This is a genomic window from Bradyrhizobium sp. USDA 3650 (genome assembly GCF_054057395.1).
Genome location: NZ_JBSRZG010000001.1, coordinates 5,014,434 through 5,041,329 on the forward strand (window position 1 = coordinate 5,014,434; position 26,896 = coordinate 5,041,329).

Annotated in this window: 22 protein-coding genes and 3 pseudogenes; 17 read left to right on the forward strand and 8 right to left on the reverse strand. The window is 64.9% G+C overall.

Annotated features, from left to right (window positions below):
• The first annotated feature begins 61 nt into the window (after positions 1–61).
• Entirely contained in the window at positions 62–226 is a 165-nt protein-coding gene (locus ACVIN2_RS23340; RefSeq protein ID WP_007597654.1) for a hypothetical protein, read from the forward strand.
• Between the two features lie 6 nt (positions 227–232).
• Here ACVIN2_RS23340 and ACVIN2_RS23345 read toward each other — a convergent pair whose 3' ends face one another.
• Both ACVIN2_RS23345 and ACVIN2_RS23350 read right to left on the reverse strand, forming a co-directional pair.
• Positions 233–898, reverse strand: coding sequence for a GntR family transcriptional regulator (locus ACVIN2_RS23345; protein ID WP_456767337.1), 666 nt, complete (start codon positions 896–898; stop codon positions 233–235).
• A gap of 8 nt (positions 899–906) precedes the next feature.
• Complete coding sequence (locus tag ACVIN2_RS23350) at positions 907–2,319, reverse strand: FAD-binding oxidoreductase (protein WP_456767338.1); 1,413 nt, start codon at positions 2,317–2,319, stop codon at positions 907–909.
• A gap of 118 nt (positions 2,320–2,437) precedes the next feature.
• Here ACVIN2_RS23350 and ACVIN2_RS23355 point away from each other — a divergent pair, with 118 nt between their 5' ends.
• From ACVIN2_RS23355 to ACVIN2_RS23385, 7 genes and pseudogenes are all read left to right on the forward strand, one after another.
• Complete coding sequence (locus tag ACVIN2_RS23355; RefSeq protein WP_456767339.1) at positions 2,438–3,322, forward strand: dihydrodipicolinate synthase family protein; 885 nt, start codon at positions 2,438–2,440, stop codon at positions 3,320–3,322.
• Positions 3,323–3,529: 207 nt separating this feature from the next.
• Positions 3,530–5,857, forward strand: coding sequence for a TonB-dependent siderophore receptor (locus ACVIN2_RS23360; protein WP_456767340.1), 2,328 nt, complete (start codon positions 3,530–3,532; stop codon positions 5,855–5,857).
• A gap of 2 nt (positions 5,858–5,859) precedes the next feature.
• A pseudogene (locus ACVIN2_RS23365) lies at positions 5,860–7,057 on the forward strand (PepSY-associated TM helix domain-containing protein).
• 272 nt (positions 7,058–7,329) lie between these two features.
• The gene (locus ACVIN2_RS23370) at positions 7,330–8,484 is read left to right on the forward strand and encodes a DUF1963 domain-containing protein (protein ID WP_456767341.1); all 1,155 of its coding nucleotides are present in this window, start codon (positions 7,330–7,332) and stop codon (positions 8,482–8,484) included.
• A 175-nt stretch (positions 8,485–8,659) separates the two neighbouring features.
• The gene (locus tag ACVIN2_RS23375; RefSeq protein ID WP_456767342.1) at positions 8,660–9,892 is read left to right on the forward strand and encodes a rhodanese-like domain-containing protein; all 1,233 of its coding nucleotides are present in this window, start codon (positions 8,660–8,662) and stop codon (positions 9,890–9,892) included.
• A 99-nt stretch (positions 9,893–9,991) separates the two neighbouring features.
• Positions 9,992–11,236, forward strand: a complete 1,245-nt coding sequence (serA, locus tag ACVIN2_RS23380) for a phosphoglycerate dehydrogenase (protein ID WP_456767343.1) — start codon at positions 9,992–9,994, stop codon at positions 11,234–11,236.
• Positions 11,237–11,318: 82 nt separating this feature from the next.
• Positions 11,319–12,980 carry a tannase/feruloyl esterase family alpha/beta hydrolase gene (locus ACVIN2_RS23385; protein ID WP_456767344.1) on the forward strand — a complete coding sequence of 554 codons (1,662 nt, stop codon included), beginning with the start codon at positions 11,319–11,321 and terminating at the stop codon, positions 12,978–12,980.
• Positions 12,981–13,001: 21 nt separating this feature from the next.
• Here ACVIN2_RS23385 and ACVIN2_RS23390 read toward each other — a convergent pair whose 3' ends face one another.
• A complete protein-coding gene (locus ACVIN2_RS23390) occupies positions 13,002–14,234 on the reverse strand; it encodes an AAA family ATPase (protein ID WP_456769790.1) in 1,233 nt (410 codons plus the stop codon).
• Between ACVIN2_RS23390 and ACVIN2_RS23395 the strand changes: the two genes are divergently transcribed.
• Positions 14,217–14,612, forward strand: a complete 396-nt coding sequence (locus ACVIN2_RS23395) for a hypothetical protein (protein ID WP_456769893.1) — start codon at positions 14,217–14,219, stop codon at positions 14,610–14,612. The two genes, ACVIN2_RS23390 and ACVIN2_RS23395, sit on opposite strands and share 18 nt — an antisense overlap.
• Here ACVIN2_RS23395 and ACVIN2_RS23400 read toward each other — a convergent pair.
• Positions 14,526–14,720 (reverse strand): annotated as a pseudogene (locus ACVIN2_RS23400) (ATP-dependent Clp protease adaptor ClpS); the annotation flags it as partial. The gene ACVIN2_RS23395 and the pseudogene ACVIN2_RS23400 sit on opposite strands and share 87 nt — an antisense overlap.
• 211 nt (positions 14,721–14,931) lie before the next feature.
• Here ACVIN2_RS23400 and ACVIN2_RS23405 point away from each other — a divergent pair.
• The 4 genes from ACVIN2_RS23405 (at position 14,932) to ACVIN2_RS23420 (ending at position 19,429) form a co-directional block, all read left to right on the forward strand.
• Positions 14,932–15,381: a MarR family winged helix-turn-helix transcriptional regulator gene (locus ACVIN2_RS23405; RefSeq protein WP_456767345.1), complete on the forward strand. Its 450-nt coding sequence runs from the start codon at positions 14,932–14,934 to the stop codon at positions 15,379–15,381.
• A complete protein-coding gene (locus ACVIN2_RS23410) occupies positions 15,378–16,148 on the forward strand; it encodes an enoyl-CoA hydratase (RefSeq protein WP_456767346.1) in 771 nt (256 codons plus the stop codon). Before ACVIN2_RS23405 ends, ACVIN2_RS23410 begins: the two co-directional genes overlap by 4 nt.
• Positions 16,149–16,281: 133 nt before the next feature.
• Positions 16,282–18,363 carry a methyl-accepting chemotaxis protein gene (locus tag ACVIN2_RS23415; protein WP_456767347.1) on the forward strand — a complete coding sequence of 694 codons (2,082 nt, stop codon included), beginning with the start codon at positions 16,282–16,284 and terminating at the stop codon, positions 18,361–18,363.
• 124 nt (positions 18,364–18,487) lie between these two features.
• Positions 18,488–19,429: a dihydrodipicolinate synthase family protein gene (locus ACVIN2_RS23420; RefSeq protein WP_456767348.1), complete on the forward strand. Its 942-nt coding sequence runs from the start codon at positions 18,488–18,490 to the stop codon at positions 19,427–19,429.
• 153 nt (positions 19,430–19,582) lie between these two features.
• On the opposite strand, the gene ACVIN2_RS23425 is transcribed toward ACVIN2_RS23420, so the two are convergent.
• Genes ACVIN2_RS23425 through ACVIN2_RS23435 form a run of 3 tightly spaced genes read right to left on the reverse strand, consistent with a single transcriptional unit; the run spans position 19,583 to position 22,161 of the window.
• The gene (locus tag ACVIN2_RS23425) at positions 19,583–20,281 is read right to left on the reverse strand and encodes a DUF1045 domain-containing protein (RefSeq protein WP_456767349.1); all 699 of its coding nucleotides are present in this window, start codon (positions 20,279–20,281) and stop codon (positions 19,583–19,585) included.
• A gap of 18 nt (positions 20,282–20,299) precedes the next feature.
• Positions 20,300–21,493 (reverse strand): alpha-D-ribose 1-methylphosphonate 5-triphosphate diphosphatase, encoded by a 1,194-nt coding sequence (locus ACVIN2_RS23430; RefSeq protein WP_456767350.1) that lies wholly within the window; start codon positions 21,491–21,493, stop codon positions 20,300–20,302.
• Positions 21,490–22,161 carry a chloramphenicol acetyltransferase gene (locus ACVIN2_RS23435; protein ID WP_456767351.1) on the reverse strand — a complete coding sequence of 224 codons (672 nt, stop codon included), beginning with the start codon at positions 22,159–22,161 and terminating at the stop codon, positions 21,490–21,492. Before ACVIN2_RS23435 ends, ACVIN2_RS23430 begins: the two co-directional genes overlap by 4 nt.
• Positions 22,162–22,333: 172 nt before the next feature.
• Here ACVIN2_RS23435 and phnC point away from each other — a divergent pair, with 172 nt between their 5' ends.
• The 4 genes and pseudogenes from phnC to phnE (ACVIN2_RS23455) all read left to right on the forward strand — a co-directional run bounded on the left by phnC (position 22,334) and on the right by phnE (ACVIN2_RS23455) (position 25,950).
• Complete coding sequence (gene phnC, locus ACVIN2_RS23440) at positions 22,334–23,143, forward strand: phosphonate ABC transporter ATP-binding protein (protein ID WP_007597623.1); 810 nt, start codon at positions 22,334–22,336, stop codon at positions 23,141–23,143.
• 63 nt (positions 23,144–23,206) lie between these two features.
• Positions 23,207–24,142: a phosphonate ABC transporter substrate-binding protein gene (gene phnD / locus ACVIN2_RS23445; RefSeq protein WP_456767352.1), complete on the forward strand. Its 936-nt coding sequence runs from the start codon at positions 23,207–23,209 to the stop codon at positions 24,140–24,142.
• A 76-nt stretch (positions 24,143–24,218) separates the two neighbouring features.
• Positions 24,219–25,103 carry a phosphonate ABC transporter, permease protein PhnE gene (phnE, locus tag ACVIN2_RS23450; protein ID WP_456767353.1) on the forward strand — a complete coding sequence of 295 codons (885 nt, stop codon included), beginning with the start codon at positions 24,219–24,221 and terminating at the stop codon, positions 25,101–25,103.
• Positions 25,100–25,950 (forward strand): annotated as a pseudogene (gene phnE / locus ACVIN2_RS23455) (phosphonate ABC transporter, permease protein PhnE). The gene phnE (ACVIN2_RS23450) and the pseudogene phnE (ACVIN2_RS23455) overlap by 4 nt, the downstream one beginning before the upstream one ends.
• A 167-nt stretch (positions 25,951–26,117) precedes the next feature.
• Here phnE (ACVIN2_RS23455) and phnF read toward each other — a convergent pair.
• Positions 26,118–26,849, reverse strand: a complete 732-nt coding sequence (gene phnF / locus ACVIN2_RS23460; RefSeq protein WP_035993736.1) for a phosphonate metabolism transcriptional regulator PhnF — start codon at positions 26,847–26,849, stop codon at positions 26,118–26,120.
• Positions 26,850–26,896: the final 47 nt, after the last annotated feature.

Genomic DNA, 26,896 nt, shown 5'->3' on the forward strand with positions numbered 1-26,896 from the left:
GCGCGCTCGCTTCCGGGGTCTAATATTGCCTCGATGTTCGCCTCGGGCGGATGGGGGAGCCGTGAGTACAGTCATAGAGAACTTGCTGCTTCGAAAGCAGAAGCTGGTTGAGCAGCTCGAGAAGGCGCCCACGGTCGAGGACCGCGACAAAATCGAACACCAGCTCGAACAGATCAACACCGCGCTGGATTTTCTGGACAGGCCCGGCACGAAAGGCGCGCGGTAGCAGCGCTCAAACGATCTGCAGCGCTTTGGCGTAGACCACGCCCGAATTGGTGATGTGCGTGGTCATCAGCGTCGCGAAGGCGGCGAACTCGCCGCGCGCGAACAGATCGAGCAGCTTGCGATGCTCGTCGAAGGACGTGCGGGTGCGCACGTCGATCGGCGAGGTCAGATTGGTGCGCAGTGCTGCGACGCGGCTGGATGCAAGCTGATAGGATTCGGCGAGATAGCGGTTGCCGCAATGGGCGAACAGCGCCTCGTGGAAAGCGGCATCGGCGCGCCCGTAGGCGATGTTGTCCCTGGCCGCGATCGCCGGCTCCATCGCCGCGATCGCCTCGCTCATCGTCGCGGTCGCACCGGCGCGATCATGGTGGAAGGCGAGCTCGGCGGCCTTGGGCTCCAGCGCGATCCTGAAAGTGCAGAGCGCGGTGATGTCTTCCGCGCTTGGCGTAAAGACAAAACTGCCGACCTGCGGCCGGATCACGACGAGGCCCTGCGCCTGCAACTGGCCCATTGCCTCACGCACCGGGGTGCGGCTGACTCCGAAGGAGTTTGCCACCATCTCCTCCGAGATGGCTGCACCCAGCGCGAATTCGCCGTCGATGATGGCCTGGCGCAGCCGCTGCATCACCCGCTGCGACAGCGATTTCGGTGCATCGAGCTTCAGCGATCGCATCGGCTCTCTCAGATCACCTTGCCGGGGTTGAGCAGATGATCGGGATCGAGCGCGGCCTTCAGCGTCCGCATCAGCGCGATCTCGGCCTCGCTGCGGGCATGACCCAGCCACTTCTTCTTCAGCGTGCCGATGCCGTGCTCGGCAGAGACGCTGCCGCCCATCTCGCGCACGAGACCGTAGATGATTGCGTCCATCGCTTCCTTCGGCTGCCGCTCGACGGCAAGGCCGGTCACCCAGGAGACGAGATGCAGATTGCCGTCGCCGATATGGCCGTAATAGACGCTCTCGCAGCCCTCGATGCCATCCGCGAGCGCGGCCTTGCAGCGCGTGACGAACTCGTCCATCCGCGCCACGGCGAGACCGATGTCGTAGGAGATGTGCGGCCCCAGCACCTGACCGAACTCGGCGCAGATGTCGCGCACGCGCCAGAAGCTTTGCGTCTGCGCCAGCGATTGCGCCACCGCAGCGTCGGCGAGCAGCCCGCGCTCCATCAGCTCTTCGAGCCAGCTTTGGAAGCGCGGCGCGTCGAGGCTCTCGTCGGTGCCTTGCGCTTCCACCAGCACGTAGAGGCCGTGGCCTGCGGCGACCGGCGGCTTGACGCCGGCGCGAGTCGTGATCACGTGCCAGTAATCCGGCCACATCACCTCGAACGCCGACAGCAGCGGGCCGAGCCCGCTTCGCGCGTCGCCGAGCAGCGCGATCACCGCGGCATAGTCCTCGAGCGCGCAGAGCGCGGCCATGGTCGAGCGCGGTTTTGGAAACAGCCGCAGCACCACGCGGGTGATGATGCCGAGCGTGCCTTCCGAGCCGATGAACAGATGCTTCAGATCATAGCCGGCATTGTTCTTCATCAGCTTGTTGAGGCTGGTGATGATGGTGCCGTCGGGCAGCACGACTTCGAGCCCGAGCACCAGCTCACGCGTCATGCCGTAGCGGATCACGCGATTGCCGCCGGCATTGGTCGAGAGGTTGCCGCCGATCGCGCAGGAGCCGCGCGAGCCGAGATCGAGCGGAAAGAAGAAGCCGGCTTCGTCGGCGGCCTGCTGGATCGTCTGAAGCGGCGTGCCTGCTTTCACCGTCATCGTCATCGAGGCATGATCGATCTCCTCGATGCCGCTCATGCGCTCCAGCGAGATCGCGACCCAGCCCGCTTCGGGCGATGCGCCGCGGCACAGCCCGGTCAATCCGCCCTGCGGCACGAACGGCAGATGCGCCTGCCGGCAAGTCGCGATCGCATCCGCAACGCCTTGGGCGTCGACCGGGCGGATCACCGCCAGCGGCGTTTGCGGCAGGCTCGCGCTCCAGTCGTTGCAATTGCGCGCGGGCACGTCGGTGCCGACAAGCACGGCAGCCGCGCCGAGCCTGTCGCGCAGGGCGGCGAGCAGTTGGTCGGGCCGCTCGATGGGGGTCACCATGTTCATGCGAGACCTCCTCTGAATCTGGCTGCGTGTTATGTCCGCCTTGACGGCGGAAAGGGTTTGCGCGTTTGTTGTATGTAAGGTACAAGGCGGAAAGTAAAGCAAAAACAAGGCTAGTGTGATGACCGAGGCAATTCGCGGGTTCTGGGTGGCGTCGGCGACGCCGCTGGCGACGGACGGCAGCGTGGACTCCGCAAAGCTCGCCGCCCACGCCAAGCAACTCTTCGATAAGGGCGTCGACGGTGTCGTGCTGTTCGGCACCACCGGCGAGGGCACCTCGTTCAATGTCGCCGAACGGGTCGCGACCATCGAAGCCGTGCTCAAGGCCGACGTCGCGCCGGACCGCATTGGAATCGGCGGCGGCTTCCCCGCGATCAGCGACAGCATCGCGCTGACGCGCACCGTGCTCGACCTCGGCCTGCGTCACGTGCTGTATCTGCCGCCTTACTTCGACCGCAGCGTCACCGCTGAAGGCATCGAAGATGCCTTTGCGGCGATCCTCGACGGCGTCGCCGATGATCGCCTGCGTGCCTACCTCTATCATATCCCGCAGATCTCGGGTGTCGCGATCTCGACCGCCGTCGCCGCGAATTTGCGCAAGCGCTACGGCAAGGTCGTTGCAGGCCTGAAAGACTCCAGCGGCGACTTCAAGCAGTTCCAGGCGTTCCGTGCCGCGGCCCCCGAGCTCGCCATCACCGTCGGCAACGAGGTTGACATCGCCCGCGCGATCGCCGCCGGCGGTGCCGGCACCATCTGCGGCATGGCCAACATCGCGCCGGAGCTGGTCAAGGCGATGATCGACGGCAAGGATGTCGAAGCACGCATGCAGGCTGCCGTGGACATCGTGGTGAAATCACCATCCTTCCTCACGACGTTGAAAGCCATCCTCGCGGCACAGACGGGCGATGCGAGCTGGCTGCGCGTGCGGCCGCCGCTCCGGGCATTGTCCGACGGCACCGCGCTCAAGCGGAAGCTCGACGAGCTGACGGCTCCCGCCATCGCGTGAGATCGCGCAGAACCGCGACAGGTTGCCCGCGAATTCGCGCGCTGCGTGTCGCGCTCGCTGCGCAATCAATCGAGGATTGCCGAATAGCGGGATCGGAATCTAGAACCATTCAACACTAGAGCGATTCAAGTCCGCTTGCGGTTCTCTTCACGAACAGCGGCTGTTAGACGCGCCAGCTTCTGCGTCTGACTTGGAAGTGAATCGAAAGTGCGTGCTTACCTGGACGGCCAGCGCGTCAGCGGTCGTCGAACGCCTGCCGGCGACAGCCGCGCGGCTCTTCTCATCGGAGCGGCCGTGCTGCTCGCTGAGTGTCTCTCCAGCTCGGCGACCGCGCAGGCCCAATCGGCGCTGCCGCCGGTGACGGTGGAAGCGCCGGCGCCGCGGCCGAAAACGGCGCGCGCATCGGAAACATCTCAACGCCGGACGCAAGCGGCCGCGCGTCAGCGCAGCCGCAATGCCACCACCCCCGCGGCTCCGACGTCATCGGAACGCGCCGCGGCTGATGCCGCCGCGCAGCAAGCCGCAAAGCTCGGCTACCGCGCGATGCCGAGCGCGACGACGCTGCGCAGCGGGGCCTCTCCGCTCGACACCTCGCAATCCGTCAATGTCGTGCCCGCGCAAGTTCTGAAGGACCAGCTGCCGCGCAATATCGACGACGCGCTGGTCAACATCAGCGGGATCACCCAGACCAACACGCTCGCCGGCACCCAGGATGCCGTGATCCGCCGTGGCTTCGGCGACAACCGCGACGGCTCGATCATGCGCAACGGCATGCCGCTGGTGCAGGGGCGCAGCCTGAACGCCGCGGTCGAAAGCGTTGAGGTGCTGAAGGGGCCGGCCTCGTTGCTCTACGGCATCATGGATCCCGGCGGCATCGTCAACACCATCAGCAAGCGTCCGGAGCTCTACCAGCACGGTTCGGTCACGCTGCTCGGCTCGACCTTCGCGAACAATCGCAATGGCGCCGACGGCACGCTCGACATCACCGGTCCGATCGGCGACGGCGGTCTCGCCTATCGTTTCATCGGCTACGGCGTCAGCGAGGACTATTGGCGCAATTTTGGTCGTCACAGGGAAATGCTGGTGAACCCGTCGCTCGCCTGGTACGGCGACACCACGACGGTCCAGCTCACCTACGAGCACCGCGAATTCATCACTCCGTTCGACCGCGGCACCGCGTTCGTCAACGGCGCTCCGCTGGCGATCCCGAAGACGCGCCGGCTCGACGAGCCCTTCAACAACATGTGGGGCACCTCCGACCTGGTGCAGGCCTCGGTCGAGCAGAAGCTCGATGACAATTGGAAGGTCACGGCGGCCTACAGCTACAACACCGAGACCTATAGCGCCAACCAGCTCCGCATCACCAGCGTCGACGCTAAAACCGGCGTCGAGAAACGCAGCAACGATGGCACCCAGAACTCGCTAAGCAACGCCAGTTACGGCACCTCCTATCTCCAGGGTGATGTCTGGGTGGGCGGCTTCCGCAACGAGATCCTGTTCGGCGGCGAAGCGCTGTATCGCACCATCGATCGTCGCGACCTGATCCGCCAGGCGACCGCCAACTTCAATTTCTACAACCCGGTCTACGGACTGATCTCGCCGGGCACGGCTGTTTCGCCAACGGACAGCGAACAGACCGACAAGCTCGGCACCCGCGGCTTCTTCGCTCAGGACACCTTCCATCTGACCAACTGGCTGTCCGTGGTCGGGGGCGTGCGCTGGATGGAATACGAGCAGCTCGCCGGAAAAGGCCGGCCCGTCTTCGTCACGAACACCAATTTGTCAGGCGACAAGGTGCTGCCGCTCGGCGGCGTCGTCGTCAAGCTGAACGAGCAGCTCTCCTACTACGTGAGCTATACGCAGTCGTTGAAGCCGACATCGGTCATCGCAGCGTTCACCTCCGGCTTTGTCGTCGACTCCACCATCGCGCCCGAAGAAGGAACGCAATGGGAGACCGGTCTGAAGTTCGATGTCAACAAGCGGCTGTCGGGCACCCTGGCCGTCTACGACATCCAGAAGAAGAATGTCCTGGTGCTGGATGACATCGGCGGAGGCAAGTCGGCGGCGCGCGCCTCCGGCGCGGCCAAGTCGCGCGGCGTCGAATTGGACGTGACCGGCAAACTGACTGATCAATGGAGCCTGATCGGAAGTTATGGGTATACCGATGCCCGGCTGATCAATGATCCCGCTGTCGGTAACGCCAAGCTCCTGAACGCCGCCATGAACACGGCTTCGCTCTATCTCGTCTACGATTTCGGCGATGCGCTGCCCGGACGTCTGCGGCTCGGCGGCGGCGCGCACTATGTCGGTGACCGACCGGGCGACTCCGCCAACAACTTCTTCCTGCCGGCCTACACCGTCGCAGACGTCTTTGCGACCTACGACACGAAAATCGACAATCTGCCGGTGACCTATCAGTTCAACGTCAAGAACGTGTTCGACAAGCTCTACTATACGTCCAGTACCGGCAACGCCTTGAATGTCGCCATTGGCGATGCCCGACGCTTCTCGCTGTCGGCGACGGTGAAGTTCTAGCGATGGCCGCGCTGCTGGGGCGTCACATCAAGGTCGCCCTCCACCAGATCCATTCCATCGCCGGCCTCGTGCTCGCGCTGCTGCTTGCCGTGATCGCGTTGACCGGCGCGATCATGAGTTTTGAGGATGAGATCGTCGATCATCTCAACGCCGGCATCATGCAGGTCGCGCCGCGCCAGGCACCGGCGCTGATGCCGGACGAACTGGTTGCGCGCCTGACTGCGGCGCAGGATGTCGGCAAGGTCTCCGCCGTGACGCTAGCAAGTGATCCGTCCGCCGCGGTGCATGTGCGATTCGCCCGCGACGAACGAGGCGCGCGGCCGTCCTCGCTCTATGTCGATCCCTATGACGCGCGCGCGTTGGGCGCACCGCGCGGCGAAGAGTTTTTCGCGACCGTGCGCAAGCTGCATCGCTGGCTGTTGATTCCCGGCGACGCCAAGGGCTGGGGGCGCCAGATCACGGGCGTGGCCGCGCTCGGCTTGATCGTGATGCTCATCTCGGGCCTCGTGCTGCGCTGGCCGCGGCGTGCAGGCAGCGTGAAGATGTGGCTGAACGCCCAATCTCGGCCTCAGCGGACGCGGCCTCCATCGCTCGCTGCACGCGGTGATCGGCACCTGGGTCTTGCCGGTCTATCTGGTGATGACGCTGACGGGACTCTGGTATTCGTTCGACTGGTACAAGGACGGCGTCGTCTGGCTGCTGTCGCGGCCGCAAGTCGCTGCCGCTAAGATGCAGCCCAAGATGCCTGCAAAGGCGTCGCGTGTCGCCGGCGCCAGCGAGACGGCACAGCCGATCGGCTTTGATCGCGCGTGGGGCGCCTTCCTGCACGAAGAGGGCAGCCGCTTCTCCAAGGCTCTGTTGACGCTGCCGGCCGGTTCGGGGACGACGATCCGGATCCGCTCATGGGGGAAAGACTCGACCCTCGACACCACCCGAGACGAATTCCGCGTCGATGCCGTCACCGGTCAGCTGGTCTCCGCGGAACGCTACGCCGACAAGACGTTCGGCGAGAAGATCATCGCGAACGTGCTCGACATCCACCGCGGCGCGATTCTGGGTTGGCCCGGCAAGCTCGCGTTCATGGTCGCGGCTGCGCTGATGCCGCTGTTCGCGGTCACGGGCATTTCGCTCTACCTGTCGCGCCGCAAGCTGCGGCGCCCGGCGCAGCTGCAGCTCGGACGGCTCGTGCCCGGCGAGTGATCGCGTCGACTGCCGTTCGGCGATCGCCGAATAGCAGTGACAACGAATCACATTGGGCGCCGCGGGTAAGAAGCACTTGTCGGAGCTTTCGCAAAATGGTTCGATTGGCGAGGTGCATCCTAGAGTGGTGGTTATCTGATGGCGTCGTCTGAACGCGACGAGATCGAAGAGACGGCGCTGCCTGCCGTACTGGTGAGACGCAGTGACCTGCCCGTGCCGCTCACGCATAGGCGCGAAGTTTCTTCGGCGGACTTCCCAGGCTGCCCCCAGAATTGGAGTGGCCGACGGCGGAAGTCAGGGCGAACAAAACCTTGGAGACCGTCGCGCTCACCTTCGTCGCTCAGATCGACCTGGCCGAAGTCCCGGGCTCCGGTTGGTCGCCGCTGCCGAAACGAGGCACTCTCTATTTCTTCTGCAGCTCCGTGTTCGTGGGCGAAGGACGTCCGCCTTGTCGCGTTCTCTACGGTACTGCTGCGGGTGACGCATATCCCGACCGCGCGCCACCGTCCGATTTGATGCCGCTGGCGGGGACCGACGGTGACGCCCAGGTCAAATGGCTCGATCCGGCGCTCGATTTTCATTCCAAGGTCGAATTCAAATATCCACTTTCTTTCCAGGTATTCCGGGACTTCTATTTTCACGAGGACGACGTCGGCGGCGAACTCATGATCGCAGAATTGTGCAAGGCATTGGGTCCCGGTGAGCCGCAAGGACCTGATTTGCTGCAATTCAGACTCGCGTCCGAATACGAGAAGGACGATCAATGGCCTTTCAACTGGCTCCTGATCAATCACGTGGTTCGGTCTGTGCTGTCGCACGTCGTTCGCGACCTGACACCCGGATATTCCTACAAGCCGCTCTCCGACGAGGGAGTCGCGGAATTGAAGCGCCTTCGGGCTGGCGCAATCGGATGGCTCGAGCGCTGTCGGGCGCTGACGCCGATGGATAACGTGGATGCGGACACAAGAGCGATCTTTCGGGCTTGGTGGATCGACGTCGTGCGCACCTACGAGAGTATCCGACAATACGTCTATACGTATTCGTCCACAATCGCGTCGGACCTCGGCAATGCCATCAATCATACGATCCGATGCATGGCGGAGCAGAGCGTCGAAGTGTCCGACGAAGTTCCTCTCAGCTATTTGAAGAATTTCGCGCGTCGAAATCATTGGAAGACCCCGACCCTAAGAGACGGTCAATATCGCCACTTCAACACCGCCCTGCATCAGATGCTGGGATATGGCAGCGGCCCGCAAGATGCGACGGAGCAGCACTTGGAGGATATATTATTGCTCCAGATGCAAGGTGATCTCGCGTTTCTTGACTGGCACGCCAACATCGGATGCACGCTTCATTTCTGGATCGACCGCGATGCTCTCGATCGGCTCGACTTCGCGAAGGTGGTCGCTACATACGAATGTGATTGAGGTGACGCCGACGTGATGAACTCGCGACCGGGTCGAGAGGCGTTCGCGCGCAGGATCTTCCTCCTCGACCATGATGTGTCTGACAAGGGCTGTCGAATTTGATTGTGCGCGGCATGGCTAGCCAATGCCGCAACAATGGTTCAAAAGCTCTTGGCCACTTCTTAGAGTTTATGCCATGACGCTCCCGACCGTTAGCCCCGCCGACATCCGCCGCGCGCTGCTGCTCCGCGAGGAGATCGCGCTGCTCGATCTCAGGCACGAGGCTGGTTTTGCGACGGGACATCCGCTCTTCGCGGCGAACATGGCCGCGGACCGGATCGCGATCGAAGCCGAGGTCAGGCTGCCGCGCAAGAATGTGCCGATCGTGCTCTATGACGACGGCGAGGGCCTCGTCACTGCCGGCGCCGAGCGGCTCGCCGCGCTCGGCTATACCAACCTCCGCGCGCTCGATGGCGGGCTGAAAGCGTGGCGCGACGCCGGCTACCAAATCTTCGAGGACGTCAACTCCTACTCAAAAGCCTTTGGCGAGCTTGTCGAGTCGCGCCGGCACACGCCGTCGTTCAGTGCCGACGAGGTGGCAAAATTCGTCGCGGACAAGGCCAACATCGCCATCCTCGACGTTCGCCGCTTCGACGAATATGCGACCATGAACATCCCGGGCTCGGTCAGCGTGCCCGGCGCGGAGCTGGTGCTGCGGGCAGGGCAGGCGGCACCCGATGCCGACACTACCATCATCGTGAATTGCGCCGGCCGCACCCGCTCGATCATCGGCACCCAATCGCTGATCAATGCCGGCGTCCCGAACAAGGTCCGCTCACTGCGCAACGGCACCATCGGCTGGACGCTGGCGCGGCATACGCTCGACCATGGTGCTAACAGGCGTGGCGCGATCGGGCCGTTCGAGGGAGGCCCGGCCAATGCGCGCGACGTCGCCTATCGCGCCGGCGTGCGCCACATCGACGCGAGCGAGATGGCTGCGCTTGTCGCGCAGACCGATCGCACGCTCTACCGCTTCGACGTCCGTGACGCCGGGGAATATGAAGCCGGCCATCTCCCGGGCTTCCGCCACTATCCCGGCGGCCAGCTCGTGCAGGAGACGGACATGGCGGCGCCGGTGCGCGGCGCGCGCATCGTGCTGACCGACGACAAGGGCGTCCGCGCCGACATGACGGCGTCCTGGCTCGCGCAGATGGGCTGGGAGGTCTATGTGCAGGAAGGTGGCTATGACGGCGCGCTCGAAATCGGTCCGCCGCGCGTCCTGCCCAGGCTCGACCCGGCTCACCGCTACCGCCGCCCCTACGAAGGCACCGGCGTCGACGAACGCGCGATGCAGGCCTATCTCGACTGGGAATACGGCCTCGTCGATCAGTTGCGGCTTGACGGAACGCACGGGTTTTACGTGATCTGACGACCGCCCCGCCATGTTCTCCCCGTATCCAAACCCTATTGTGCTGCGCATCCCCCGCGGTCTATGAGCTGCGGCGAAGCTGTAACCCACGGAGATTTCATGCCAGCCCCAGGCCAAAGCCCTGAGCGGAACGCGAAGGCGCTGCTGCTCGAAGGCGTCAACGACAGCGCCGTGGACCTGTTCAGGACTGCGGGTTTCACCAATGTCGAGCGCCTGACCAAGGCGCTGGACGGGGAGGATTTGCGGCGGGCGCTCAAGGGCGTGTCGCTGCTCGGCATTCGTTCGCGGACCCAGATCACCGATGAGGTGCTGGAGGCGGCCGACCAGCTTCTCGCCGTCGGCTGCTTCAGCGTCGGCACCAACCAGGTCGATCTGCTGGCGGCGCGCAAGCGCGGCATTCCAGTGTTCAACGCGCCGTTCTCCAACACGCGCAGCGTCGCCGAGCTCGTGATCGGCGAGATCGTGATGCTGCTGCGCCGCATCTTCCCGCGCTCGGTGTCGGCCCATGAGGGCGGCTGGGACAAGTCGGCGACTGGCAGCCGCGAGGTGCGGGGCCGCACCCTCGGCATCATCGGCTACGGCAATATCGGCTCGCAGCTCTCGACGCTGGCCGAGGCGATCGGCATGCGCGTGATCTACTTCGACCGCACCGACAAGCTCCGCCACGGCAACACCGAGCCGGTCGAGAAGCTGGAAGAGCTGCTGGCGCAGAGCGACGTCGTCAGCCTGCACGTGCCCGAGACGCCGGAGACCGCTGGGATGATCGGCGAGAAGGAGTTGCGGGCGATGAAACCCGGCTCCCTCCTGATCAACAACAGCCGCGGCACCGTCGTCGATCTCGATGCGCTGGCGGGAGCTCTGCGCGACGGCCATCTCGCGGGCGCCGCGATCGACGTGTTTCCGGTCGAGCCGTCCTCGAATTCGGACCGCTTCAAGAGCCCGGTGCAGGGCCTCGGCAACGTCATCCTCACGCCGCATATCGGCGGCTCGACCGAGGAGGCGCAGGAGCGCATCGGCGGCGAGGTGGCGCGCAAGCTGGTCGACTTTTTCATTACCGGCTCGACCACGGGGGCGGTGAATTTTCCGGAGGTGCAGCTGCATCTGCGCCCCTCCGGCGCGCGCTTCAGCCACGTCCATCGCAACGTGCCCGGAATGCTGCGCCGGCTGAACGAAGTGTTCCTCCAGCGCGACATCAATATCGCCGCGCAATATCTGGAGACCTCCGGCGACCTCGGTTACGTCGTGCTCGATGCCGACCTCGGCGGCCAGGATTCAGGCGCGCTGCTTGCGCAGATTCGTAGCCTCGAGGGCACCGTCGGCGCGCGGCTGGTGTTTGAGCACTAGCGTCATTGACGGCCGGTCGGAAGGCGCCTTGAATACAGCCTCCTGGCGGAACGAACGAGAACAGAAAGTGCAGGGGGAAACGATGGCGAAAGTGCGTGCGAAGCTGTGTGTATTGCTCGTGGGCGCAGTGACTGCACTGAGCGCGAATTCCGCTTTAGCAGTGACATTGCCTGAGGATGCGGACGCCGTCTGCAAGGTCTTGGTCGGCGGCGCTGACGCCGTGAAGATCGATTCGGCGACGTTGCTGGCGCCATCGCAATTGGCCGTCGCCGAACGCGGCCCGACGCCGTCGGGGCGCGTCACGCCCGCCAATCCCGGCTTCTGCAGGGTGCTCGGCCATATCGATCCCACCGATCCCAAGGCGCCGCCGATCAGATTTCAGGTCAATCTTCCCGTCGAATGGAACGGCCGCTCGCTGCAATATGGCGGTGGCGGATTCAACGGCGTGCTGATCACGGGCCTGACGCTGCCGCCGGCCTATCCCTTCGACAAGCCGTCGCCGCTCGCGCGCGGCTTCGTCACCTACGGCACCGATTCCGGTCATGAGTCCAAGCCGGGCGAACCGCCGCAACTGTTCGCGCTCAACGACGAAGCCTTCGAGAATTTCGCCCATCGCGCCTACAAGAAGGTACGCGATGCCGCCGTCGCGCTGATGCAGCGCGCTTACGGCAAGAGACCTGAGAAGATGTACTTCATGGGGTCGTCCGAAGGCGGCCGCGAAGGCCTCACCATGGCGCAGCGCTACCCTGATGATTTCGACGGCATCTTTGCCCGCGTGCCCGTCATCAATTGGGTCGGCCTTCAGCATGCCGGCACGCGCTCGGGGCTCGTGACCATGGGTGACGGCTGGATCAACCCGGCGCAGGTGAAGCTCGTGGGCGATGCCGTGCGAGCGGCTTGCGACAAGGCCGATGGCTCCGATGACGCGCTGGTGCAGGATCCCGTTTCCTGCAAGGCTGCGTTCAAGGCGGAGACGCTGCGTTGCACCAGCGGCAAGACCGGCGATCAGTGCCTCACCGACGCACAGATCAAGGCGATCGAGACCCTGCATGCGACCTACAAATTCCCGTTCGCGCTCGCCAACGGCCTCGACGATTATCCAGGATGGGGCGTATCGGGCGAGGATACGCCGGCGGTTGGCCCGACCGGCGGCTGGGTCGCGTGGTGGCTCGGCACGGCGCCTCCCGCGCAGCCGCCTGCGCCCAATAACGGCATCGCCTGGATCTACGGTGCCGGCGGCATCCAATATGTGTTCGCGCGCGATCCCAAGCTCGACGTGACGACGTATAAGCCCGAACAGCACAAGGCGCGGCTGCTCGAGGTCTCCAACCTGATGGATTCCACCGACCCCGACCTCAGCCGCTTCCGCGCCCGCGGCGGCCGGCTGATCATGCTCGAACACATGGCCGACTATGCGCAGAGCCCCTATGCCGGCATCCGCTATTTCGAGAACGTCGAACGCAAGCTCGGCAAGGCCGAGACGGCCGAGTTCGCGCGGCTCTACACCGCGCCCGGGGTCGACCATGTCGGCTCCGGCGCGCCGGCCAATGTCGACATGCTGAGCGCGCTGGTCGACTGGGTCGAAAAGGGCAAGGCGCCCGGCGATTTGGAAGTCGCCGAGCAGAAGATCGAGGCGCCGTCGTTCGCAACGCTTCGCGCGCTGCCGCTGTGCCGTTGGCCGGCTTGGCCGCACTACAAGAGCGGTCCGGTAACGGAGGCGTCGAGCTTCACCTGCGCGCCGTAGCAGGCGCGCCACTTCGGAGCGTCACCCGGCGGCCATTGCCTGCGCGCCGCCGAGCAGCTGCGCGTTGAGCCGGCCCCCGGAGAACAGCATGTCGTCAAGGGCTTCGTCGATATCGGCGGAGATCACGGTGTTGCCGCCGTCCCGTGCGATGCTTCCTTGCGCTAGCCGCCGCATCAGCTCCTTAATGAAGGCGCAGCTCGTGCCCTCGCTGCGCCGGGCAGCCTCCGCGATCACCGCCCCCTCGAGCGGCAATCCCCTGCCGTAGAGACGGACCAGCTTGCCGCGGCCGGTCTCGTCGGGCAGCGGCACTTCGATGGCTTGATCGATGCGGCCGGGGCGACCCGCGAGAGCTCCTTCGAGGTCCTCCGGCCGGTTCGTGGTCAGGACGAACAGGATGTCGGCATCTTCCTTCAGCCCGTCCATCTCGTTGAGCAGCTTGTTCAGCATGGATTCCTCACACGGCCCCATGTCATCGCGGTCGCGGGCGATGAGATCGACATCCTCGATCACCACCATCGACGGCTGGAGCAGCCGTGCCAGGCTCATATAGGCGCCGAGCAGACCGATCTGCTCGGCCGTGATGATCAGCGTCGTATGCCCGGGCAAATGCGTTGCGAGATAGCGGATCGTGTGGGTCTTGCCGGTGCCCGGCGGCCCGTACAGCAAGATGCCTTTGCGTGTCGATTGACCCAGCCGGCGCAATTGGTCTCGGGTGTTGACGAAGGTCAGAACATTGCGATCGAGCAGCCGCAGAGTCTGCTCCGGCAGGATCACCTCGTCGCGCGCGACCTGCGGCAAGCGATGCACCGTGATGCCGCGCGAGCGACCGCGATAGTCGGAGTCGGCATCGAGGGACAGGATCTTGCCGCGATAGGTCCGCGCAGCCTGTACGGCTTCTTCCAATTCATTGAAGCATTGCTGGACCAGAGCCGCGCCTGCGGAACCTGAAGGCACCAGGATCTCGATCCGAATTCCGGGCTCGCGACTGTATTCGCGGTGTGCGCAGAGCAAAACCGCGTAGCGGAGATGATCCTGCTCACACAGCCATAGTCCGTTATCCAGACACTTGACCGGGCTCTTCTCGCCGACGTCGACGTCGGAATATTGCAGCGGCGCAATCGCGATCGCATAGCGCCCCTCCTTGAGCAGTCGTGGAATCGACAGCGTTTCGTAGCGCTGCTCCTCGTTCAGTCCCACCAGCCGGAAGGCCTTGCCGAAGAGCCGATCGACCGCGGCTTGAAGATCGACCCGCATGTGGCCGGGAAATTGGCGGATCGTGGTCACGAGTTTGCTGCGCGCGGTGCTGGCAAGGTGCCAATCGAGAACGTCGCAAGCAAAGTCGAAATCTTCCTCTTGTTCGTTCGAGGGTTCATCCGCCGCACGCATGCAGTCGCTGCACAGCCAGACCGTTCGGTCGCCGATACGCACGTCGGTCTGTCCCTCCGGCTTGCCACAGAGTTCACAGGGAGTCTTGACCTCCTCAAGCGTGACCTGAAGTCGATGGCCGGCCAAGCTGATGGATTGTTGCGCAGACTTGAAAAGGGCTTCGGCGACGGATTGTGGGTACGGTCCGCAAACCGCTTTTTCCTTCTGCTCGATCTGGGTGATGAGCGCGGTCGCTTCACGGTCTGATTTGCCGAAAACCTGCCGAAGCAAATCCATCACGAATTGGTCCGGCGTATCATCGTCATTATGAATTACGAGCTGGGTCGGCTGGTTCTCGCCACGCGTACTGTTCATCACGAAAGGTCTCCGGGACAATCTATGATTGAATAGAACGAATAGGGAACATAAATGGGAGCGGCCGTCAAGGGTCGCGGCGGCGAGTAATTGCGATTGGTGGGTGAGGTTCTGGTGCCCCGGTGCGGCCCTGTTGCTCGACGACTGCCGCGGCACATCGATCCAGCTGCCCTCCTTTGACAGTCCGAGCCGCTTCGATTATATATTTCGCATGCGAAATAAGGAAGCCGGCGCGGGGCATCATCGGCTGATCTACCTGTTGAGCGTTGCACAGCGGCGCTTGCAGCGCTGGATGGCGGCGCAGCCTTCGAGCGAGGTCACGCCGGCGCAAGCGGGCCTGCTGTTCATCCTCGGCAAGCAGGACGGCGTCCTGATGGGCGAGGCCGGCGCGGCGCTCGACATGGGGCCGGCCGGCATCTCGGGGCTGGTCGACCGTACGGCGGCGGCTAAACTGGTGGAGCGGCGCGCGGATCACGAGGATGGTCGCGCCTGGCGCGTCTGGCTGACGCCGAAGGGGCGAACGGCGCTGGCGCAGGCGAAGGCCAGCGCAGCAAAGGTCAATGCGGCATTGACGGAAGGATTTACCGGCGCGGAGATCGACATCGTCGCGCGCTGGCTGACGAGCATTCAGGATAAATTCCCAAGAGGAGCGTACGAATGACTGACCAAGTCCGGATCGAGAACAACGGCGGAATTCTCACGCTCACGCTGGCGCGCCCCGACAAGAAGAACGCGCTGACGGATGCGATGTACGGCAAGCTCGCCGATGCCATCGAATCCGCCGAGTCCGATGCGCCGGCCCGCGTGATCCTGATCCGCGGCGAGGGCGACATGTTCACCGCCGGCAACGACGTCGGCGAATTCGCCGCGGTCGCAGCGGGCAAGTCGGAAGGAAGCCGCAACGTCGTGCGCTTCATCCAGTCGCTGGCGCGCTGCACCCGGCCCTTGGTTGCGGCGGTGCAGGGCCGCGCCGTCGGCGTCGGCACCACGATGCTGCTGCATTGCGACCTCGTCGTGCTTGCCGACAACGCGCAATTGTCGACGCCCTTCGTCAGCCTTGCGCTGGTGCCGGAAGCCGCCTCCAGCCTGCTGATGCCGGCGCGCATCGGCTACGCGCGGGCCTACGAGATGTTCGCGCTGGGCGAGACCGTGCCGGCCAAGTCCGCGCTGGAATGGGGGCTCGCCAACCGCGTGGTGCCGCTCGACAAGCTCGATGCCGAAGCGCTCGCGCTGGCGCAGCGTCTTGCCCGTCAGCCGGCCGGCGCGCTCACCGCCACCAAGAAGCTGATGCGCAATGGCGAGGCGCTGGTCGCGCAGATGAATGCCGAAGGCGAGCAGTTCGGACTGCGCCTGCGCACCGCCGAGGCGCGTGAGGCCTTCACGGCGTTCGCGGAACGCCGCCCGCCGGATTTCACCAAGGTTGCGTGAGATCCGGGGCTGCAGGAAGGTTTGCCGGGCCGGGAAACTCACCGCAATTCGATTAAAACCTTAACGGAACATTGGCATGTCGCGGGCAAGGTGGCGCTCGAAAAAATAGGCCCCCGACCCAGGCCCCGACACCATGGCAATGTTTAAGAAATCGGTAAGTTCGCTTCTCCTGACCTTGATGGCCCTGCTGGCCGCGGGTGCGCTGGCCTCCACGGCGATCCAGATGGTCGGAGCGTTCGGCCGCTATAGCGACAGCCTCGAGACCGCGCGGCTTGCCGCCGCCGACAAGGCGATCTTCCATGGCGTGCTGGCGCTGCGCAACAATCGCGGCGATGCGCAGAGCGCGATCCTCGGCGAGGATGATCCGCGTGCCAAACTCGAGGCAGCGGAGAAGGCCGAGCAGGGCGGCTATGACGCCATCGGCGCCGCGCTCGCCACCGTCGATTTCGCCCGCCGCGACGAACTCGCTGGCACATTGAAGCAGGGCTGGAGCGCCGCCGCACCGCAGTTCCAGCTGTTCTACGACGAAGCCAAGCGCCCGCGCGCGGAGCGCAAGATCGAGCGGACCAATTCCTGGTATGATGCCGTCACCAAGGTGATCGAAACGGCCAACCTCGCCTCCACCGCGGTGTCGAACCGTGCCTGGACGAACGACCCCTTCATCGCCCGCATGATCCAGGTCCGGCGCTTCGCCTGGCAGGTGCGCGACCGTTATGGAATCCATTGTTCGTCCCTTCGCTCCAACGTCAACGGCAGCAAGCCGCTCGACGACGCTCAGAAGCGGTCAGTGGCGCAATGGGATGGCACCATCACCTCCGGCTGGGCGGGCATGTCCGACTTGCTGGCTGCGCCGGACGTGGCGGCGGAGCTCGTGACGGCAGCGACGGACGCGAAGGCCAAGACCGACGGGGCCCTCAAGCAGATCGGGGACCTCACGAAGAATTTCGACGGCAGCGGCAAGCCCGCGATGCCCGCCTCGGAATGGAATACGCTGTGTCAGGCACCCTTCGCGTCCATTGTCGCCGTAGCGAACAAGGCGCTCGACCAGTCGATCGTCCGGGCCGAAACGGTGCAGGCTAAGGCGCTCACCAATCTCGTCGTACAGTCGCTCGCGTTCCTGCTCGCGCTGGCCGTGACCCTGGCCGGCGTGTACGTGGTGCGCAACCGCCTGATGCGCCCGGTGCGCGCCATTCTGGACGCCATCGCCAAGATCAGCGCCCGCGACTACGCGACGCCCGTCCCGCAATCCAGATATCCCGACGAGTTCGGCACCATGGCGGCCGCGCTCGAAAGCCTGCGCGAGAGCGCGGCGACCGCGGAACGCCTGGGCCGGGAACGCGAATCGCAGCAGGCGCTGCAGCTCGCCCGCTCCGGCACCGTCGATGCGGCCTGCCGCAGTTTCGACGACACCGTGCAAGCCGTCATTCACAGCGTTGCGGCGTCGACGAAGGAGCTCGATGCCACCGCGACCGACGTGCGCTCGCTGGTGTCGGAATCGAGCAGCCAGACCGCGGCGGTCTCGTCCTCCGCCGAGCAGGCCACCAACAATCTCGAGACCATCGCAGCCGCGACCGAAGAACTCTCCGCGTCCGTCGGCGAGATCTCCGCGCAGGTGCAAGCCAGCGCCCGCGAGGCCCGTGAAGCCGTGTCGCAGGCAGCGCAGACCAATGCGACGGTCGAGATCCTCGATCAGACCGCTGGCCGCATCGGTGAGGTCGTGAAGATGATCAACGCCATCGCAGGCCAGACCAATCTGCTGGCGTTGAACGCCACCATCGAAGCTGCGCGTGCGGGCGAGGCTGGCCGCGGATTCGCCGTGGTTGCCGGCGAGGTCAAGAGCCTCGCTTCTCAGACGGCGACGGCGACCGAAGAGATCTCCCGCCAGGTCGCGGAGATCCAGGGCGCGACGGGCCAGGCGGTCACTGCCATCCGCGCGATCGGCGGCGCGATCAGCGGCATCGACGAGAAGATGACGGCGATCGCGGCAGCGGTCGAACAGCAGCGCGCGGCCACCACCGAGATCTCCCGCAACTTCCAGCAGGCCGCGCAGGGAACCCGCGAGGTCACCGACACCATCGGTAGCGTCGCCAGGCTCAACCAGGAGACAGGCAATGCCGGTTCGGTGCTGTCGGTATCCGTGACGAAAATGTCGGCCGATGCCGATCGTCTCCGCGTGGCGGTCGAGGGCTTTTTGGGCGCGGTGAGGACCGCATAACTTCGACAATCTTCCGTCCCACCGTCGCGCGATCGGCATTGCTGCCGATGCACGCGGCGGGTACATCTGTGACGCTGCGCGAGCGTCGCGGCAGGTGTAAGAGATATCAGGGATGGAGAGTTCGATGCCGGTCACGCCCCAACACAAGGCCCAGCGCCCCTATCGCGGCGTGTTCCCGGTCGCACCCACCATCTTCGACGCGCGCGGCGAGCTCGACCTCGACGGACAGCGCCGCTGCATCGATTTCATGATCGACGCAGGCTCGAACGGTCTGTGCATCCTCGCCAATTTTTCCGAGCAGTTCGTGCTCACGGATGCCGAGCGCGAGACCGTGATGCATGCGGTGCTGGAGCATGTCGCGGGCCGGGTTCCCGTGATCGTCACGACCACGCATTTCAGCTCCGCCGTCTGCGCCGCGCGCAGCCAGCAGGCCGAGGCGGCCGGTGCCGCCATGGTGATGGTGATGCCGCCCTATCACGGCGCAACCTTCCGCGTGCCGGAGAAAGGCGTCGTCGAATTCTTCAAGGTGCTGTCGGGCGCGATCAAGATTCCGATCATGATCCAGGACGCGCCTGTGGCCGGCACGCCGCTGTCGGTCGAGCTGCTCGCGCGGCTGGCGCGCGACTTCTCCAACATCCGCTATTTCAAGATCGAGGTGCCGGGCGCGGCTGCAAAGCTGCGCAGCCTGATCGAGGCGGGCGGCAGTGATATCGAGGGTCCCTGGGACGGCGAGGAAGCGATCACGCTGCTCGCCGATCTCGATGCCGGCGCCACCGGCGCGATGACCGGCGGCGGCTATCCCGACGGCATCCGCCAGATCGTCGATCCCTATTTCGCCGGCAAGCGTGAAGAGGCCAAAGCCGCTTACGAACGTTGGCTGCCGCTGATCAACTACGAAAACCGCCAATGCGGCCTGATCGCCTGCAAGGCGATGATGCAGGCCGGCGGCGTGATCAAGTCGGACACGGTGCGGCATCCGTTGCAACCGCTGCATCCGGCGACGCGGGCCGGGCTGCTGGAGTTGGCCAAGGAGCGTGATGCGCTGGCGTTGCGGTGGGGGAAGTAACCCCTCCGTCGTCCCGGCGAAGGCCGGGACCCATAACCGCGAAATAGAGTTTGACGACGACTCGGAGTTACCAGCCCGCCCCATAACCCCTCCCTGGGGTTATGGGTCCGGCCTTCGCCGGGACGACATTGAATATGACGCGCGAGCGTTCGCCTATCTCGCCAGCATCGACTCGCCGACAATGCGAAACCGTGCGTTGACCTCGTCCTGCCTGAACAGCGCGATGCGATCGATTGCCAGCCTGTCGAGACGGAGCGCCGCGAACCGCGCGCGCAGCATCTCCAGAATCGGCCCGCGACGCTCCGCGTCCAGCCGCCCCGTCAGCGTCATGTGGAAGCGGAATTCCTCCATCACGTACGGGTAGCCCCAGCGATCGAGATAGTCGCGCTGCCGCTCGCTGAGCTTCTCGGGCCTGCGTCGCGCGCGATCTTCCGCCGTCAGGGCGGTGCGAAAGCCATCGAACGCGCGGACACAATCGGCGGCGAGCTCTTGGAGCGCATCGACCGGCTCGGCCGGAATGACCGCGATGAAGCCGCTGATGGCATCGACGACCGGGCGGATCACCGGGATCGTCCGCGCCTCGCCGGCGAAGGCTGCGCAGGCCGCCAAGAGCTCCGCTTCGGTCTTGCCTGGCGCGAGCGCCATCGGTGCCTTCAGCGTGCCGTGAAAACCGTATTTGCGGGGATCGGCGGTGATGTCGCGCCAGTCCGGCGCGAGATGCGATGCGTCGGCGGGAAAGGGCAGCTCGTTGCCGGTATAGGCATCGTAGCCGAGCAACTCCGCGCCGAAGTGGGAGAGGGCGCTGTCGCTGCCTGCAGCAAAATAGATGGCGTAACGGGGGAAACTTGTCATCGTCCGAGCATAACGGGTTTATGCCGCGGCGACAGCTTCGCGCGGGGTAGCTGCCATGCCAAGCAACCGTGTCGCGTCGGTGAGATGCACGAGCTTGCCGCCCGATATCACGGCGATCAGCCGCGGCCGCAGCGGCACGCTGTCGTCGACCAGCAGAATGTCCGCGCGTCGTCCTTCCGCGAGCACGCCGCGATCGGCAAGGCCGGTCGCGCGCGCGGGCGCGGCGGAGACCAGGTTCCAGGCTTCGGTCAGCGGCAGCACACCATCGGCGGCGAGGCGGAACGCAGCGAGCAGCTGCGCGGGATAGTAATAGTCCGAGGCCAGCACCGAGCAGAGCCCCTTGGCGATCATGTCGGATGCCTTGGTCCAGCCCGTGTGGCTGCCGCCGCGCACGACGTTCGGCGCGCCGTAGACGATGGCGTCACCATGGCTTGCCGCCGCCCGCGCCGTCTCCTCGTTGATCGGAAACTCTGCGATCGCCACGCCCATGGCGCGAAAGCCCTGGCGCATCACCGGCGTCGCATCGTCGTGCGAGAGCATCCGCACGTCGGCGGCGCGCGCCGCAGCGGCGAGCCGCGACACCGAAGCCGGCACTTCACCGGCGCGGGAGAGCACACGCCCGACCAGCCGGTCGAATTCCTCGCCCGACAGGCCGGTGCGCTCCACCATGCGGTTGCGCTTGCGCGGCTTGGCCATGTCTCCAACCGTGCCGTCCATGTGGTCGTTGAAGGCGAACAGGTCGACACGGCCCTCGCTGAGCCACTGGCTGATCTCGGTTTCGGCGTCGAGATTGTAAGTCTCATGGCGCAGGTGAAAGCGGGTGTCGGCGGCAAACTGCGGGCGCTGCCGTTCGATCGCCTCCATTAGGCCGCGCGCATTGTCGGCGCTGCGCAGGCCCGGCTCCCACGAACAGGTCGTGGCGTGAAACACCGTGGTGATACCGTTGCTGATGGCCTGGCGGTCGCTGTCGGCGAGCGCCACGTCGATCGGAAAGTCCACCCCGGCGCGCGGCATCATCTGCCGCTCGAAGGCATCGCCATGCAGATCGACGATGCCCGGCAGGACCAGCAGGTTGCGCGCGTCGATCGCAAGCCGCGCCCGGCCGAGAGACGCATCGATCTCGACGATGTCTTGTCCGGACAGGGCAAGGGACGTCTCGACGAACTCGGAGCCGATCAGGGTCCGACCGCCCTCAAGAAGAATGTCTGTCACGCGACCGCGCTTGATTTGCTGCCAACAGAATTGTTGAGAGAACTTCCTCGTGCTTCATACGTCGAGAGAAAATCTTCAATCCCGAGCTTGCGCAAACCGGGCAATGCTGCACGCAATTTGTCGTGATCCCAATCCCACCAGGCGAGCCTCGCAAGCCGCCCGGCGACGTCTTCCGAAAAGCGGCGGCGCACGATGCGCGCCGGATTGCCGGCGACGATGGTGTAGGCCGGCACGTCCTTGGTGACGATGGCGCCGGCCGCGATCACCGCGCCGGTGCCGATGTTGCGGCCCGGCAGCACGATCGCGCCATGGCCGATCCAGACGTCGTGGCCGATATGGACGTGATGCTGGCGCCGCCAGTCGAAGAATTCCGTGTCGTCGCTCTCGCCTTCGAAGTAGGCGCTCGACCGATAGGTGAAGTGCGCCTGCGTGGCGCGGTGCATCGGGTGATTGCCCGGATTGATCCGCGTCATCGCCGCGATCGAGCAGAATTTTCCGATGGTGGTGTAGGTGATCTGGGCGTCGTTCACGACATAGGAGTAATCGCCCATCATCACCTCGTGCAGGATCGTGCGCGCGCCGACCTCGGTATAGGCCCCAAGCCTGGTGTCGTGCAGCTTCGCCGAGGGATCGATGGTCGGCTGGACCGAAAGAGCTTTGGCGGCCATGTTGCATCCGAACGAGAGGGCGGGCGTTTCTCTTCGAGCGGCTTGATGACAATGTCATGACGACGTGATGACAGGGGATGAGGTGTGTAGGATCGCCGCACCGCAACGTCCGTGTCACACAAGTGTCAAGCGCCGGCGTTAGCGGTGGGTCCCAGCTACTCTGGAGCCCTGCATGCTGGTGGTTGAAGGTCTGACGTGTCGCTTCGGCGTGAAAGCCGCGGTGGACGATGCCTCGTTTCAAGTCTCTCCCGGCGGCTTCGTCGGCGTGATCGGACGGTCCGGAGCCGGCAAGTCGACCCTGCTGCGGACCATCAACCGTCTCGCGACCCCTTCGCAGGGCCGCATCCTGTTCGACGGCCTCGACGTCACGGCGCTGCGCGGCAAGGAGCTGCGGCAGTGGCGGGCGCGCTCGGCGATGATCTTTCAGCAGTTCAATCTGGTCGGCCGGCTCGATGTTCTCACCAATGTCCTGATGGGACGGCTCGCGACGATGCCGGCCTGGCGCTCGCTGTCGCAGACCTGGCCCGAGCAGGACAAGGCGCTGGCGATGTCCGCGCTTGAGCAGTTCGACATCGCCCCGCTCGCAGCCCAGCGCGCCGACCAGCTCTCGGGCGGCCAGCAGCAGCGCGTGGCGATCGCCCGCGCGCTGGTGCAGCAGCCCGACATCATCCTCGCCGACGAGCCGATCGCCTCGCTCGATCCGCGCAACACCAAGATCGTGATGGATGCGCTGCTGCGCATCAACAAGCATTTCGGCATCACCGTGCTCTGCAATCTGCATTCGCTCGACCTGGCGCGCAGCTATTGCGACCGCCTGATCGGTATGGCGCAGGGGCGCGTCGTGTTCGACGGCGCGCCAGCCGAGCTGACCGAGCACGTTGCGCGCGAGCTCTACGATCTCGAAGCCGCCGATGTCATGGGCGGCACGCCTGCACCGGTGCGACAAGGCATTCCGGCGCTTGGAACGGCGGCCGCCGCCTGAGCCGCGCCGCATCAGGACCCACCAGTTTTGCGTCAACCGACCTCAACCCATGAAGAGGCTATCATGATTACTCGCAGATTGATTCTTGCCGGCGCCGCCGCGCTCGCGTTCACGGCTTCGGCTTCCGCCGAGGACTGGAAAACCAAATATCCCGAACTGACCTTCGCGGTCATTCCGGCGGAAAACGCCTCGGGCGTCACCGAGCGCTGGGCGCCGTTCATGAACTATCTCTCCAAGGAATTGGGCGTGAAAGTCACGCTGCGCATCGCCAACGACTACGCGGCCGTGATCGAAGGCCAGCGCGCCGGCAATATCCACATCGCGAGTTACGGTTCTGCCTCGTTCGCTCGCGCCCGCCTGACCGGCGTCAAGACCGACGCCTTCGCCAACGACATCAATTCCGACGGCTCGACCGGCTATTACTCGGTGTTCTTCGTCAAGGCGAACAGCGCCTACAAGAGCATCGACCAGCTCAAGGGCAAGAACCTCGGCCTGGTCGACCCGAACTCAACCTCCGGCAACAACGTGCCGCGCTTCGAGCTCGACAAGATGGGCATCACGGATGCCGACACCTATTTCAGCAAGGTCGTCTTCACCGGCAGCCACGAGAACGCGATCCTGGCGCTGGCGCAGGGCACGGTCGACGTCGCCGCCAACCAGTGGACCAGCGATGACGATTCGACCCTGGCGCAGATGCTGACCAAGGGCATGCTGAAGAATGCCGACGGCTCGGCGATGAAGAAGGACGATTTCCGCATCATCCACAAGTCGGCGCCGATCATCAACGGCCCCTATGCCTACAATTCCGACCTGCCGGAAGACGCCAAAGCTGCGATCGCGAAGGCGTTCTTCGACGCGCCGGCCAAGGACAAGGCGGCCTTCGACCGCCTCCAGGACGGCCAGAAGAAGGGTTTTCATCCCGCGACCACCAAGGATTGGGATGGCACGATCGAGCTGATCAAGTTCGTCGATGCGCTGCGTAAGAAGAAGGCGTCCTGAGTTTCGGGACGATGCCACTGGAGCCGGGTCGATGGACCCGGCTCTTTCTCTTTGATCGACCACCTTTCCTGATCAGATGACCGTCGCGGTTTCGATCCTCCCCGAGCAGCAGCTCGCCGTACTCAACGCCGCCTATCGCCAGGCGGTCGCGCGCAAGCGATGGCGCCTCCTGTTCGGAGCCGTGGTGTTCGCCGCTGCACTGTGTCTGGCGGCGATCGGCGCCGAAGTGAATCTGCGCACGCTGTTCACCCATTACGGCAATTTCATCAGCTATTTCGACCGCATCCTCACACTCGACACCGGCCAGCGCGTCTGGACCGATGTCGGCGAGTGGCTCTGGGGCTGGCAGAAATGGCTGAAGATGCTCGGCGAGACCCTGCTGATCTCCTATGTCGGCACGCTGATCGGCGCGACTTTTGCATTCTGCCTGAACTTCCTCGCGGCTGAAAACACCTCGCCCGCGCCCTGGCTGCGCTTCGTGGTGCGGCGTCTGCTCGAATTCGCCCGCACGGTGCCCGGCATCGTGTTTGCGCTGATCTTCGTGATCGCCTTCGGGCTCGGACCGATGGCGGGCGTGCTGGCGATTGCGATTCACTCCACCGGCGCGCTCGGAAAGCTGTTCTCCGAGATCGTCGAGAACGCCGACATGAAGCCGGTCGAAGGCATCCGCTCGACCGGCGCGAGCTGGCTCGCTTGCATGCGCTTCGCTATCCTGCCGCAGGTCACCGCGGGTTATGCCAGCTACGCGCTGCTGCGCTTCGAGATCAATGTCCGGGAGGCCTCCGTGATGGGCTTCGTCGGCGCCGGCGGCATCGGCCAGGAGCTCGTCGTCGCCATCCGCAAGTTCTATTACTCCGACGTCAGCGCGATCCTGCTCACCATCATCGTCACGGTCTTCATCATTGACATCAGCACCGGCTGGCTGCGCGGCCGTCTGTTCGGCAAGGAGGCGCGGACGTGACGGGACCGCGGGAGATCGACACCGCCGCGCTTCGCGCGCGCTACCCTGATGTGTTCGACCGGCCGGCCTCGGCCCGGCTCGCGATGCCGGCGATGATCGTCGCGGCGTTCGCGATCCTGGTCTATGGCCTGGTCGATCTCGATTTCTCGCCCTCGCGCTTCGTCGCCGGCCTCAGCCAGCTCGGCTGGATCAGCCTGATGATGATCCCGCCGGATCCCGGCTCGTCACTGCCGGTCTATCTGAAGGCGCTGGGCGAGACGCTGTCGATCGCGCTACTCGGCACGACGCTGGCCGCACTGTTCGCGCTGCCGGTCAGTCTTCTTGCCGCGCGTAACGTCGTGCCGTCGAGCATTTTGCGCTTCCCGATTCGGCGTTTCCTGGATTCGATCCGCGGCGTCGACACGCTGATCTGGGCGCTGGTGTGGATCAACGTGGTCGGGCTCGGGCCGTTTGCCGGCGTGCTCGCCATTGCCGTGTCGGATTTCGGCGCGTTCGGAAAACTGTTCTCGGAGGCGATCGAGGGCGCCGACCAGAAGCAGGTCGAAGGCATCCGCGCCTCCGGCGGCAGTGCGCTGCACGAGATCCGCTTCGGTCTGCTACCACAGGTCCTGCCCGTGATCGCCGGGCAGGTGCTCTATTTCATCGAGTCGAACACGCGCTCGGCCACCATCATCGGCATCGTCGGCGCCGGCGGCATCGGCCTCCAGCTCGCCGAGCAGATCCGCGTGCTGGAATGGCAGAAGGTCTCGTTCCTGATCCTGATGATCCTGATCGCTGTTGCGGCGATCGATTTTGTTTCGGGCAAACTCGCCGCTTCGCCATCATCGGCCGAAGGGCGGTGGCGTAACTTTCTTCCTTCTCCCCTTGTGGGAGAAGGTGGCGCGAAGCGCCGGATGAGGGGTCTGCATCCGCAGATTCAGTTCAGTGCGTGTGGAGACATACCCCTCACCCGTCTCGCCGCTAACGCGGCGAGCCACCCTCTCCCGCAAGGGGAGAGGGGCAGAGAGCAGCCGTTCACCCGTTCTCCACCAGAAACTCCACCCGCTCCGCGGCAAAGCGCGAATGCTTGGTCACCAGCGGCTTGCCGTCGAGATCGTGGTCGGTGGCGTCGACCACCAGGATCGGCCGTCCCAGCGCCAGATCGAGCCGTGCGGCGTCGGTTGCGTCGACGATGCCGGCGGTGATCCGGGTCGCGCCGCGGCGATAGTCGCGGACGCCGTAATGCTCGAGCAGTTTCGTCATCGAGCGGGTCGCGGCAAAGACGTCGCCCGCACCCGGGAATAGCTGCGCCGACAGCCACGTCGTGGAGACGCAGATCGGCGTGCGGTCGGCGAGGCGCATCGCCTCGATGCGCACCAATGGTGCGCCGGCCTTGAGACCGAGCTCCCGCGCGAGTTCGCGGGTCGCGACATCATCGGACGCCTCGATCAACCGGCCATGCGGTTCGCGGCCGTCCGCGCCGACGATCTCGGAGAAACGGGTCCGCGAGCGCAGTGGATAAGCGAGCTTCTGCGCCTCGACATAGGTTCCGCTGCCGCGCTCGGCCCGCACAATGCCGCGCTCCGCAAGCGCGGCCAGCGCGCGTCGCACGGTGTGGCGGTTCACGCGATAGGTTTCGGCGATCTCCACCTCGCCCGGCAGCTTGTCGCCGGCCGCAAAGCGGCCGTCGGCGATGCCGCGCTCGATGCCGTCGGCAACGAGGCGCCACAACGCGACGCCGGAGGAGGCTGTGTCCTGCATGCTCATGTGGCCTGGAAGCTACTCCAGAAATCACGCCTTTGTCACGAAACAGT

What these genes read in the sequence shown, in the direction of transcription:
- ACVIN2_RS23345 (WP_456767337.1), bottom strand. Translation starts at nt 898, where the DNA reads ATGCGATCGCTGAAGCTCGATGCACCGAAATCGCTGTCGCAGCGGGTG.
- ACVIN2_RS23350 (WP_456767338.1), bottom strand. Translation starts at nt 2,319, where the DNA reads ATGAACATGGTGACCCCCATCGAGCGGCCCGACCAACTGCTCGCCGCC.
- ACVIN2_RS23355 (WP_456767339.1), top strand. Translation starts at nt 2,438, where the DNA reads ATGACCGAGGCAATTCGCGGGTTCTGGGTGGCGTCGGCGACGCCGCTG.
- ACVIN2_RS23375 (WP_456767342.1), top strand. Translation starts at nt 8,660, where the DNA reads ATGACGCTCCCGACCGTTAGCCCCGCCGACATCCGCCGCGCGCTGCTG.
- serA (WP_456767343.1), top strand. Translation starts at nt 9,992, where the DNA reads ATGCCAGCCCCAGGCCAAAGCCCTGAGCGGAACGCGAAGGCGCTGCTG.
- ACVIN2_RS23385 (WP_456767344.1), top strand. Translation starts at nt 11,319, where the DNA reads ATGGCGAAAGTGCGTGCGAAGCTGTGTGTATTGCTCGTGGGCGCAGTG.
- ACVIN2_RS23390 (WP_456769790.1), bottom strand. Translation starts at nt 14,234, where the DNA reads ATGCGGGTCGATCTTCAAGCCGCGGTCGATCGGCTCTTCGGCAAGGCC.
- ACVIN2_RS23405 (WP_456767345.1), top strand. Translation starts at nt 14,932, where the DNA reads ATGCGAAATAAGGAAGCCGGCGCGGGGCATCATCGGCTGATCTACCTG.
- ACVIN2_RS23410 (WP_456767346.1), top strand. Translation starts at nt 15,378, where the DNA reads ATGACTGACCAAGTCCGGATCGAGAACAACGGCGGAATTCTCACGCTC.
- ACVIN2_RS23415 (WP_456767347.1), top strand. Translation starts at nt 16,282, where the DNA reads ATGGCAATGTTTAAGAAATCGGTAAGTTCGCTTCTCCTGACCTTGATG.
- ACVIN2_RS23420 (WP_456767348.1), top strand. Translation starts at nt 18,488, where the DNA reads ATGCCGGTCACGCCCCAACACAAGGCCCAGCGCCCCTATCGCGGCGTG.
- ACVIN2_RS23425 (WP_456767349.1), bottom strand. Translation starts at nt 20,281, where the DNA reads ATGACAAGTTTCCCCCGTTACGCCATCTATTTTGCTGCAGGCAGCGAC.
- ACVIN2_RS23435 (WP_456767351.1), bottom strand. Translation starts at nt 22,161, where the DNA reads ATGGCCGCCAAAGCTCTTTCGGTCCAGCCGACCATCGATCCCTCGGCG.
- phnC (WP_007597623.1), top strand. Translation starts at nt 22,334, where the DNA reads ATGCTGGTGGTTGAAGGTCTGACGTGTCGCTTCGGCGTGAAAGCCGCG.
- phnD (WP_456767352.1), top strand. Translation starts at nt 23,207, where the DNA reads ATGATTACTCGCAGATTGATTCTTGCCGGCGCCGCCGCGCTCGCGTTC.
- phnE (WP_456767353.1), top strand. Translation starts at nt 24,219, where the DNA reads ATGACCGTCGCGGTTTCGATCCTCCCCGAGCAGCAGCTCGCCGTACTC.
- phnF (WP_035993736.1), bottom strand. Translation starts at nt 26,849, where the DNA reads ATGAGCATGCAGGACACAGCCTCCTCCGGCGTCGCGTTGTGGCGCCTC.